This window comes from Rhodococcus quanlei (assembly GCF_055231015.1).
On record NZ_JBUYWD010000036.1, the window covers coordinates 1 to 12,867 of the forward strand.

Annotated in this window: 4 protein-coding genes; all 4 read right to left on the reverse strand. The window is 65.5% G+C overall.

Annotation, left to right across the window (positions count from 1 at the left end):
• Positions 1-5,162, reverse strand: a 5,162-nt coding sequence (locus tag ACZI8Q_RS20520) for an amino acid adenylation domain-containing protein (protein ID WP_463375427.1), incomplete at its 3' end; no start/stop codon positions are given.
• Complete coding sequence (locus ACZI8Q_RS20525) at positions 5,149-5,997, reverse strand: 3-hydroxyacyl-CoA dehydrogenase family protein (RefSeq protein ID WP_463375428.1); 849 nt, start codon at positions 5,995-5,997, stop codon at positions 5,149-5,151. The genes ACZI8Q_RS20520 and ACZI8Q_RS20525, both read right to left, overlap by 14 nt.
• The gene (locus tag ACZI8Q_RS20530; protein WP_463375429.1) at positions 5,994-10,394 is read right to left on the reverse strand and encodes a condensation domain-containing protein; all 4,401 of its coding nucleotides are present in this window, start codon (positions 10,392-10,394) and stop codon (positions 5,994-5,996) included. The genes ACZI8Q_RS20525 and ACZI8Q_RS20530 overlap by 4 nt, the downstream gene beginning before the upstream one ends.
• A gap of 16 nt (positions 10,395-10,410) precedes the next feature.
• Positions 10,411-12,867: condensation domain-containing protein (locus ACZI8Q_RS20535; RefSeq protein ID WP_463375430.1), on the reverse strand; the 2,457-nt coding region annotated here is incomplete at its 5' end.

Below are 12,867 nucleotides of genomic sequence, written 5' to 3' on the forward strand. Positions count from 1 at the left end.
CCACACACCACCGCCACACCCAACCCATCCCCCACCCCCGACACCAACAACTCACCCAACAACCCACCCCCCACACCAACACCACCCCCACACGGCACCAAACCCCACTCCACCCCCGACAACAGGTTCCAACTCGACAGTGGGACATCGGGTTCGGTGGCCAGGTGACGAATCGTCGACGCGAGAACACCGGCCACCGTCTCGACCCGGTCCCGGTCGAATACGTCGGATAGGTAGTTCAGATCGAGGCGTGTACCGGATGGCCCCGGCGAGATGGCCAGTGTCAGCGGGTAGTTGGTGGCATCTACACCTTCGATATCGACAACTCGAATGCCGGCGAAGTCGGTGTCCTGGGTGGATCCGCCACGGTCGACGGGATACGACTCGAAGACCGTGAGCGTGTCGAAATCGAGTTCGATTCCCGCAGCCTCGGCTATCTCCGCGAGGCCCAGGTGCTGATGCTCGAGTAGACCGGCTTGTTCGGCCTGAACGCGAGCCAGCAGGGTCCGTGCGGTGTCCGCAGGACGTGCAGTGATGCGGACCGGCACCGTGTTGGCGAGGAGTCCTACCATCGTTTCGATACCGGGAACCTGCGCTGCGCGTCCCGATACCGTGGTCCCGAACATGACGTCTGCGCTTCCGGAGAGCTCTCCCAGAACGAGACCCCATACCACCTCGAACACGGTTGCCATGGTGGCACCGCCGGAGCGCGCGAGCTCCGAAAGACCGACACCGACGTCCTCGGGAACTTCGACCGAAACCGTCTCGGGCGGTGCGGACACGTCCGCGTGGTGAGCCCCCGGCCGACCGTCGCCGGACACGCGGGTCGCGTGACCGCCGTCCAGGACACTTCGCCACACGGCGTGAGATACGCCCGGATCACGCTCGGTCAGGTAGGTCAGGAAGGTACCGAACGATGTCGGTCGGGGCAGGACGGTGGCGTCACCTCCCGTCGCATACAACGCCAGCAGCTCACGAATCATCAAGGGCATCGACCACCCGTCGAGGAGAACGTGATGACAGGTCAGCACCAAACGACTCTCCTGATCTGCCGACCTCAGATGCGTGAAACGCAGAAGTGGGCCGTGTCCGGTATCGAACGATCGCGCGCGATCCGCCTCGATCACGCGGGCGCATTCTTCGGCTCGGCCGGACGGATCGACGCTCCGCAGGTCGACCTCCCTCACCGGCACGGCAATGCTCGCCGGAATCACCTGCACGAGCGCACCTTCCGTGGTAGCACCGAAGGATGCACGCAGGTTGGAGTGCCGAAGGCACAGGATGCGGGCCGCCCGGCGCCAGCGTTCGATATCGAACCGGCCCAGCAGATGCAGCTGGACCTGGATGGTGTACGTATCCAGAGATTCCTGCGCGAGTAGGGCGTGGAACAACAGCCCGGCCTGTAGCGGCGCGAGTGGCCAGACGTCGTCGAGTGCGCCGTAGTCCTCTTCCCACCGTTCGAGGTCGGACTGGGAGACGGGCACCAGCGGCACGTCGGACGGAGTGAGACCGCCGGCATCGGAGCGATCGAAATGCCGCGCCACCGACTGCAGAGCGCGGCGCCACAGGCTCGAGAACTGCTCCATTTCCCAACGTTCGAACAGCGCACCCGGATAGCTGATCGTCGCTCGAAGGCGTCGCTCCACAACGATCGCGTTGATGTCGATGGCGAGTGTGACGGGCATATCCGGATCGGAGTCGCCGCGGTGATCGCCCAGCACGTCCACCGGAGTCCACCCGCGAACCGCTGTGGACGTACCCGGATCGACATCACCGAACGGCAGCGCCTGCCCCAGATAGTTGAGGCCGATCTGCCCCGGCGCTTTCGCGGGAAGCCGCTCACGCGTGTCCTCGTTCAGATACCGCAGCAGCCCGTAGCCGATCCCCGCATCCGGTACGGCCCGCAGTTGCTCCTTCACAGTTTTGACTGCGACAACCAGTCCGGGCCCGCCATCGAGTGCTCCCGCCGCGTCGATGCCCGTGAGATCGACCCTGACCGGGAAGAACGAGGTGAACCAGCCGACGGTGCCCGAAAGGTCGGCGCCCGGGACGACGTGCTGTTCGCGCCCGTGCCCCTCCACCCGAATGAGCGTGGTCGGTTCCGGCATACCTCTGTCCTTGCGCCACAGCACCACCGCCAGGGCCAGTGCAGTCAGTAATCCGTCCGTGACGGTGCCCCGATAGCGCTCGGGGAGAGTGGTGAGCAGGGCGGTGGTGTCCGATTCGGGCAACTCGAGCGCAATGTCGTGGACGGTGTCGACCGTGTCGGTGGTGGGGTTGATGTTCCGGCTGCCGAGCAATGGATCCGGACCGTCCATGACCGCCCGCCACCAGCCCAGCTCCGCAATGCGACTGTCGGCGTGAGCCTCGGCCTCGAGCGCGTGCGCCCATGTCCTCATCGAGGTACCACGGCTCGCCAGTGAGGGCGCCGCACCGACCACGATCTCGGACCACGCCCGGGCGAAGTCGGGCACGAGAATTCGCCAGGACACCCCGTCCACGGCGAGGTGGTGCAGGACCACCATCAGATGACCACGGTGCCCGCGCCGATCGGGGTCGAGCCAGACGAACTGCGCCACCTCCGCCGCCGCGACGTTCAATCGGCGAACCGCCTCGTCACGCGCGGCCGACGCCGTGGCAGCGAAGACTTCCGGCCCCCCACTCACGTCGACAGGTACGCGACACATCAGAGACTCCGCGTCGACGTCCTGTGGACCCAGGACCTCCACTCTCCACGACCCGTCGTCATCCTGGTACAAGCGCGATCGCAGCATGTCGTGTCCGGCAACCACCGCTGCAACAGTGGCTGTCAAGGCCGAATGGTCGATGCCGGCAGGAAGTTCGAGAACGACGGCCTGATGGAAACGGTCGAAGTGCCCGCCCCACTCGGTCATGAAACGCATCACCGGCGTCGGTGGGAACTCCCCGACGCCACCGCCCTCGACTTCCGCGAGAACCTCGTCATCGGAGGCCGGTCCTGCCGCGTCGGCAATCGCTGCCAGAGCCGTCACCGTTCGGCGCTCGAACACGTCGAGGGGAGTGAATCGCGCCCCCCGATCCTGCGCGCGGGAGACGAGTTGAATCGCCAGAATACTGTCGCCCCCGAGACCGAAGAACGAATCGTCCGCCCCCACCTGCTCGACGCCGAGTACCTCCGCGAACACATCCGCAAGAAGAACTTCGGTGGCAGTGCGGGCCGGGGTGATACGAGTGCGCTTCGGCTCGGGGACCGGGAGCGCTCGCCGATCCACTTTGCCCGAAAGGTCCAGTGGCAGAGCCTCCAGAACCACGATCGAAGACGGGCAGAGGTACTCGGGCAATTTTTCTCCGAGGTGTACCTCGACTGCCGCCGAATCCACGGGCTCGTCGGCATAGCCGACGACATACGCAGTCAACGACTCGCCTCGCCCCGCACCCGCGACGACGACGGCCTGGTTCACCTGCGGGTGTGCCAGTAGTGCGGCCTCCACGTCGCCCAGTTCGACGCGTTGCCCGTGGACCTTCACCTGGAAGTCGGAGCGGCCGTGGTAGTCGAGTTCGTCGTTGTCCGTCCAGCACACCAGGTCGCCGGTACGGTACATGCGAGAACCTGGTGGTCCGAGCGGATCGGCCACGAAATGGGTTGCCGTCAAAGACGATGCGCCGAAGTATCCCCGTGCCAGACCGATGCCCGCCACGTACAGTTCGCCGACATCACGAGTGGAATGCAGCCGGTGGTCCAATACATACGTACGAGTGTTGGATGCTGGGGTGCCGATCGGGATCTGACGGCGCTGCGAGACGTCTGCTCCGGTGACGCGGTGCGCCGTGACCGCCACGGTGGCCTCGGTGGGACCGTATACGTTGTCGACGACAACGTCGTCCGGGCCGACCTCCGCTTTCACACGCCCAGCAAGGTCCGCTGAGAGAGCTTCGCCTCCCGTCAGAATCGCCCGCATATCTTCGGCTGACCCGGTTGTGCCGGATGCAATCTGCGCCGAAAGCATGGACGGCACGTAGAACCCGACCGTCACGGCCCATTCGCGGGACAGTCGATCCAGATACGCGGGATCGCGCTGTCCACCGCACTCGGCGATCACGATTCGCGCACCGGAAGACAGGGGCCACAACACCTCCCACACCGACATGTCGAACGTGAGTGGGGTCTTGTGGATCACCGTGTCGCCCGGCCCCAATGCGTATCTCTGTTGCATCCAGGCGAGATGATCGTTCACTCCGGCGTGAGTGATGGTGACGCCTTTGGGTGCTCCGGTGGAGCCGGAGGTGAACAGCACGTAGGCCACATTTGCCGGCCGGGGAGCTGCACACCGAACACGGCCCCGCGATTGGTGGGACTTCTCGAGAGTCTCCAGGTGCTCGACTCGGCCGCCGTCCCACGCGAAGTCGTCATTCCCGTTGGTCACCACCACGTCGGGTCGAGCAATGTTCAGAATGCGTTCGCGGCGCTCGGTGGGGTGATCGGGGTCGACGGGTACGTAGCCGCCGCCTGCCCCCAGCACGCCGAGCACGGCAACCATCACGTCCACCGAACGCCGAATGGCGATGCCCACCAGCTTGTCCGGACCGACTCCCCGCGCCACCAGATGATCTGCAACGGCATGGACACGTTCGCCGAGTTCGCGATAGGTCGTCCGGCCGCCCTCGAACACCAATGCCGTGGCGTCAGGATGCCGATCCACCTGCTGGTAGAACAGGTCCACCATGTTCGGGACCGGTAGGCCGTCGGTAGCGCCTGCGACCTCGCCGACCGACCTCGTCGGCTCCGCGATCAGTGCGTCGAGCAGTTGCCGAAATCGCGACAGATCCTCGAGGCCCCCATTCGAACCGCTGAGCCCGATGGACCACGACCCGTGCGATACCTCTCGCAGTTCGACGGCGATCTCGGTCTCGGTGGTCGCCGTCGTCCGTGCGGGAGAGCGTCTGGCTCGACGCAGATCGAGTCCCACCCGCGCTGTGATCGCGGCGAACGTCTGCCCGGGCGACACCGTGATCGGGAGTGCATGCCCCTCGAATCCGACGACCGTCACGGCTTCCTCGTCCGTCGATCGTCCGTACACTGCGGCCCCGGCCAGAACCAGTGGCGCAACCGAACCACCAGCGCGACGGGCCAGCCCTGCCACCGCGCCATCGACTTCGAGTGGATCGTTGTCAGCCGTAGACATGGAATCCCCGGCCCGACTTACGACCCAGGTGCCCAGTAGCCACCAGCTTCGACAACGAACCCGGCGCCCGATAGCCATCGCCGCCGGTGAGCTCGTACAGCACGTCGAGGGTGTCGAGCACGTTGTCGAGGCCGATCAGGTCCGCTGTACGCAGCGGCCCCATTGTGTGGCCGAGGCATCGCTCGAAGAGGGAATCGATGGTCTCTGCGTCCGCGGTACCGGAGTCCAGAGCCGTTGCCGCCTCGGCGATACACAGCATGAGCACGCGGTTGAGCACGAATCCTGGACCGTCTGCGACCACGAGTCCTTCCTTGCCCAACACCGCCAGCAGGTCGAGCGCGGCATTCAGGGTGCGTTCGGAAGTACGAGGTCCACGAACCACCTCGACGGTCTCCTTCATCGGTGCCGGATTCATGAAATGAAGGCCGACCACATCGGTGGGGCGAGTCGTCGCAGACGCGAGTCGGTCGATCGGGACAGCTGACGTACAGGAAGCGATGACGGCCCCGTCCGGCAGAAGATCGTCGAGTGCCTCGAACACCTCCTCCTTCTGCCCGACTCGCTCGGGCACGCACTCCACGACGAACGTCGCGTCGGTGAGGTCGGTGAGCTGGACACTCCAACGGATCCGGTCCGACACCACCTGCGGATCGCCGCGCGATCGTCCCAACAGGATCGCCAAGCGCAGTGCTTCCGACAGGTGTTTCGATGCCAGGCCGAGGGGCTCGGGATCGTTGTCCACGACCGTCACGCGATAACCGGATTGTGCGAGGCACTGGGCGACTCCGGTCCCCATCGTCCCCGCACCGACGACCCCTACATGCTGTGCGGTCATGACTCCGTCTCCTGATCTGGGTCATGACGACTCATGACCTCCAAAGCGATCTCGTTCACCGATCGATCCGGATTGCCCACGAGCGCCACCAGTAACCCCCGCATATCCGCGCTGACCTCGGTTGCGGTGTCCTCGTCGAACAGCTCTCGCGCATAGCTCAATCGGAGAGCGGAACCGGTTGGCGACGGCTCGCGCCGCAACCACAACTCCACCCCGGACGTCCACGTCCCCGGTCCGTAACGCAACCGCTGATTCGACGCCGGATCACCGGGACCCGACTCCAACCACATCTCGATCCGACCCGTCAGCTGGGCGAAGGTCGGCTCGTCCGAAACGTCCACCGATGCGATCCGAGTGTGCTCGCCGCCGACGCCGATGGTGACCTCGTCACTGCCCGAATACCAGGCGAGCAGGACTGTCCACGCCGCCGCCACCGCGGAATCGGTGACCGTGGAACCGCCCACCCGAGCGTCCCCCACGCTCACCGAAGCTTGCGAGTAGTCGCCCGGCTCACGGCGGGGATGATCGGTCGGCACCTGGGCATGGTCACGGCGATCGACACGAACGTGTGGATCCTCGGTGAAGTTCTGCAAGATCTCGAGGTACTCGCCGGCCATCCCCGCCGCCGTCGATTCGGTGAACAGTTCCGTGGCGAACTCGAGAGCGGCGGCCATCTCCTTCGAACCGCTCCGCTCCGTGGTCACCAGTGTGAGGTCGAATTTCGCAGTACCGAGCGGCATTCCACCGAACGCGAGTGCCGACGGTCCAGTCTGGTCGAAGAGTTGCTCGGACACCCCGCTCGCCGTTTGCAACGCCGGCAGTTCCTGGTGAACGTGGCACACGTCGAACAACGGTGACCGACTCACGTCTCGGTCGCCGGACAGCGCCGTGACCACACGGTCGAACGGGATCTCCTGATGCTCGAGGGCCCCGAGAACGGTGGCCTGGACCCTGCGCAGCAGGTCACTCGTCTCCGGTGACCCGGACAGATCAACCCGCAAGGCGACAGTGCTGTTGAAGTAGCCGATCAGCCCCTCGAGTTCCGGACGGCCGCGCCCCGTGGTCGGGGTGCCGATCACGATGTCGTGCTGACCACTGCGCCGCTCCATGAGAACGAATACCCCGGTCAGCAAGATCACGAAGAACGACACCGACTCCCGGGACGCGGTGGCACGAAGTTCGTCCACGAGGTCGGCTGGAACCGTGAAGGTGTGCACGGCCCCGACGAAGGACTTCCGTGGCGGACGCGGATAGTCGGTGGGCAGCTGCAACAGAGGCGCGTGCACGAGAACGTCTCTCCAGTAGTCGAGTTCCTGATCGAGTGCCGAACTCTCGATCAGATTCCGTTGCCACATCGCGTAATCGCGGTACCGAACCGGCAACGGTGGAAGATCCGCGGGAACGCCCGAACACCGCGCTCGATAGAGAGCAGGCAACTCTCGCTCGAAAATTCGCGGCGACCCACCGTCGTTGACCGAATGATGCGTGGTCACGTGCGATACGTGGGAGGTGGGGCTCATTCGCACAAGGAGTGCGCGGACCAACGGATCGTTCTCCAGGTCGAACGGCGTCGTCGCAGACCGGCGGACGAGATCACGAGCGGCGGACACGGGGTCGGCCTCGTTCGACACGTCGACAGTGTGGAAGAAGTCGCCCAGCCCTTCCCTGATTCGCAGGGTCGGGACTCCGTTCACCGGGACGAAGTTCGTGCGCAAGGCCTCGTGACGGGCGGCCAGATCTTCCCACATCCCACGGACAGCGGATTCGTCGATGTCTCCGTGAAGTTCGGACACCATCGGCAGGTTGTAGAGCGCCGTTCCCGGGTCGAGTTGGTGATGGAACCACATTCGGATCTGGCCGTACGACAACACCGCCACGTCGTCTCGCCGTTCGATCGGCGGCAACCCGGTGCCACCGCCGGAACCCGGGTGCAGAAGCGCCGCGAAGTCCGATACCCGTGGATTCTCGTACAGATCCACGAGTTTGGGACGGGTGCCGTAGGCAAGGGCGACCCTGTCCACCAGATGCATGGCGAGAATCGAATTGCCGCCCAGTTCGAAATAGTCGTCGTCCGGGACTATGTCGACCTCGCTGTGCAGCAGATCGCGCAACGTCTCCCGCAGCCAGTTCACCGCGTCCGGCGGCGCTTCGAGCGTGGAGACGGTGTCCGATTCGGGCAGTTCACCCACCGCGCCGTTCGGCGGCGACTCGTCGGGCGGAGCGGGTGCCGACCGGTCGACCGATTCGGGCAGGTCGTACCAGCACCGAGTACCCGTCATCGGGTGGCCGGGCAACCTCGTCCGGCGCGCTGTCTCGTTGCTTGCGCAGACTGCGCCCCAATCGAGGTCGACACCGTGCTCGTACAGCTGCGCGAGAACGAACAGAATCGTCTCGTCGGTGTCCGGGGCGAACGTGATGTGGATATCGGGACCACCGGCCAGTTCTTCTTCGAGTGCCCGCCCCAGTCGGCCGGCAGGCGAGAAGTCCACGAACTCGACGGGACCCGCTTCGGTGAGGTGTCCGGCGACCTCCACCACCCGGGAACGGTCGAACTGCCGATCGTCTGCCACGACGGTATCCGTCCGATCCGACGAGTTCGTGCCCGTGTTCTCGACCCGAAGCAACCGGGCGACGTGTCGGCAGAATCCACCGCTGAGCATGGTGTCGACATGAACTCCGCAGCGGCGTAGCTCCTCGTAGCCTGCGATCTGTCCCGACATGACGTCCGTAATCTGGTCCGGGGCTCGGAGCCCCTCGGGTGTCGGACGACCGGAGAGTCCGATCGGCACGGGGTCTGGGGAAAGCAACAACACCACCCGGGGTGTGGCACCGCTTCCGCCCTCCGGTCGTGTGAAGGGTCTGTCGAGCGCGTTCACGAGGTCCGGGACCGAACCCGCCACGATCGCCTGCCGGTAATGATGGTGTGGTCGGCCGATTCCCAGCGTGTATGCGACGTCCCCCAACTGATACAGATCGTTTCGCAACGCGTCTGCCACGGCGCGGCGAGAACGAACGAGTGCATCGGCGCTGCGCGCAGAGATTCCGATCAACCGCATTGTGGCGCCGGGCATCCGGTGGCTCTCGGTCTCGCTGTCGGGTGCCTGCACCACGACGCAGTGCGCATTGATACCACCCAGGCTGAACGAACTGACCCCGGCGGCACGCCGGTGCCCGGTGGGTGCGTCCCAGATCCCGAAGCTTGTCGTCACCTCCAATCCGGCGGCAGCAAGGTCCATGCCGCCGTTCGGGCGCCGGAAGTGCAAAGACGGATACCGTTCGCCGTATTCCACACCGAGGATCGCCTTGACCAATCCGGTCACCCCCGCCGCGTGATCGAGATGACCGATGTTCGTCTTCACGGAGCCGATCGGCAGCGGGCCGGATCGAGCCGGACCCAGGCGGGTCACGGCTCCGGCGATCCCTTCGAGTTCCACTGCGTCCCCGAGCGGGGTACCCGACCCGTGCGCTTCCAGAAAACCTGCGTCGGCAAAGTCTTCCCCGGCGCGCCGCCATGCCTGCTCGATCACGGACGTTTGTGCGCGGGCACTCGGCGAGCTGAGTGTTGCCGACGCATGACCACTGTGGACGGTGGCACTACCACCGATCACGGCGTGTATCGGCGCCCGGTCGGCACGTGCCCGGGCCATCGTCGTCAGCATCAGTACGGCACCGCCCTCACCGACGGCCGTTCCGTCCGCGTCGGCGTCGAAGGCCCGGCAACGCCCACTGGCGGACATCAACTCGGTGTACCCCTCGGCCATCCGGCCGCGTATTCCGGCTGTCCTGAGGCTGATACCGCCTGCCAGTGCGTACTCGGCGTCCCCGTCACGCAGTTCACGGCAGGCCTGGTGGACGGCGATGAGCGATGCGTTGCATCCGGAATCGACTGCGTAACAGGGGCCGCGAAGTCCCAGCACATACGCAATGCGCGCAGGCACTGCCATCGGAACGTTCCCGAGGGTGCCGAGCACGCCGGGTTCTGCCCATGCCGCCGGATAAGTGGAGGCGGCGGCACTGAGCACCACCGCGGTTGCACTCTCCTGCAAGGAGACGGTCGAGTAGCCGCCGTCTTCGATGGCTTGGTGCGCAGCTACCAGTGCGAGTCGCTGCTGAGGGTCGATCAGCGACGCTTCCCGTTTCGACAGGTGAAAGTACGCATGGTCGAATGTGTGAATGTCGTCGATGAAGCCGGTCTGTCGATAGCTCTCGGGCGCATCCAATCCTGTCGCCGACGCACGTTCGACGGACATCGAACGGACGCAATCGCGTCCCGCCGTCAGGTTCTCCCGGAACTGTGCCGTTGTTTCCGCTTCGGGAAGGCACACACCGATGCCCACGACGGCGATCTCCCCGGGATCGATCTCGTCGCACGCACGCTTTCCGGGCTCTCCGTTCACCGGACCTCCAGTACGGTCAGAATTCGTATACTTCGGGTGGTCCTCCGTCCTCGTGATTCTCGCTGCCCTCGAGCACCGCGGCCTGCGCTTCCACGGTCACTAGGTCGAACAGTTGCCCCACCCGCAGTACGCCGGGCCACCGCTCGTCGATCTGTCGGTGCAGCTCGACGACGCGCTGGGAGTTGCCACCGACGTCGAAGAATCCCTCCCGAACGCCGAAATCCTCGTGTCCCAGGACGTCGGCCCACACCGCCACCACCGACTGCTGAACTTCGGACGGCACCGGAAGCGGTCGCTGCCGTGGAGCCAGCGCCCGCAGTGCGTCTATGTCGACGTGGCCGTCCGGATCGGTGGGGAATGCGCCCAGTGCCACCACGTCTTCGGGCACCTGCGCCAGGTCGTGATCCGAGCAGAACCTCAGCAATTCGTCGGCCGAGGGAAGGATCGTGGCGGCGGGCGACGGCACCCAGAACGCGACCGGTCGTCCGAGCGGACTTCCGGTTTCGACCAGCGCCACACTCCCCACTGCGGGGTGCAACTCGAGAACTCGGCCTGCCGTCTCCAGATCACTTTCCCGTACCTGCGCACCGCCACGGATCACCGCGCAGTCGAGATCACGTACGACCGAATCCGGTGCGACGGCGATCTGCCGCAGAACCGAGACGAATCGATCGACGATCGTGTGGACGGTCGGCTCGTCGAACAGTTCTGTCGCATAAGCGAGGCGGGCCGTGATGCCATGCGGCGTCCCGCTGTCGGTCCGTCGTTGAGTGAAGGTCCAGTGCAGGTCGAACAGGACGGTCCGCGACTCGCGCTCGAGGTGCTCGACCACCAGGCCGGGAAGCTCCACTTTGGGCGGCTCCTCGCCTCGGAACTCGATCAATACCTGGAACAGTGGCGTGAAGGCGCGGGCACGAGACGGGTTCACGGCCTCCACCACCGATTCGAACGACACGTCGGCGTGGGCGAACGAAGCCAGATCGTTGTCGCGCACATCGTCGAGCGTCTGAGCAAAGGTGCTGCCCGGGTCCACATGCGTGCGCAGGGCAAGGGTGTTGACGAACATCCCGACGACGTCATCGAATTCGGCACGCCCCCGTCCTGACACCGGGGTTCCGACAACGACGTCTGTGCAGCGCACCGCCGACAGTCGCACGAGGACGACGGCCAGCACGGCATGGATCGTCATGAACACGGTGGAGCGGTGGGCGCGTGCGATGTCGACGAGGTCTCGGTGCAGGTCCACCGGAATGTCGAAGTGGACGAAATCGCCCGCGAAGCTGCGCTCGTCGGTTCGGGGCCGGTCGAGCGGCAGTGGTGTGACGGCGGGGGCCGAGTCCAGAGCCGATCGCCAGTACTCGATCTGCCGGTGGGCGAGCGAGTTCCGGTCGTCGTCATGGCCCAGCAGGTCACGCTGCCATTGGGTGAAGTCCGCGTACTGCAGGCGCTGCGGTGGCCACGCCGGACGGTGTCCCGCGACTCGGGCCGCGTAGGCACCGACGAGATCACGCGCCAGCGTCCGCATCGAGAACCCATCGGCGGCGATGTGATGGATCACCAAGACCAACACGTGCTCGTTACGGGACTCCCGGAACACGGCGGATCGCAGCGGCACTGCGGCCGCAACGTCGAATCCAGCCGTGAACAGTTCGTTCGACGCCGTCTCCAGATCGTGCTGGTGAGCGACCGGACGGACAGGCACGGGGACGGGTTGGGCGGCGAGAACCTCTTGGATCGGGCCGTCCGGCCCTCGTGGATAGCGCGTACGAAGCGATTCGTGTCGACTCAGGACGTCGCCGAGCGCCTCCTCGAGAGCCTTCGGATCGAGGTGGCCGACGAGGCGAAGTTCGATCCCGATGTTGTAGGCGGGTGACTCCGTGTCGATCTGGTTCAGCAACCACATGCGGCGCTGCGCCGGGGCCAGCGGTATCGGTGCCGTACGGTCAGCCGTCACCGGTACCGCATTCGCCGACACGCCGTGCAGGTCGAGTCTGTCGGTCAGTGCGGCGGCGGTAGGTGCCTCGAACAGGTCGCGGACACCGATGCTGGTACCCAGTTCTGCGTTGATGCGAGCGACGGTGCGGGTGGCGGCCAGCGAATCGCCACCCACCACGAAAAAATCATCACCCACACCCACACCCGACACACCCAACACCGACTCGAACACCGACACCACCACACCCACAACCCCCGACACACCACCCACACCCGACACCCCGAACACCGGCACCGGCAACCCCGACCGATCCACCTTCCCCGACACCGACAACGGAAACTCCTCCAACACCACCACCCGCGGAACCATGAACCCCACCAACACCGACCCCACGAACGCACGCACCACCGACTCCACCAACACCACCCCCGACTCGGCAACAACCCACCCCACCAACACCGACCCCACCGGACCATCGACCACCCCCACCACCGCACCCGACACCCCCGGACACCGACACAACACCGACTCCACCTC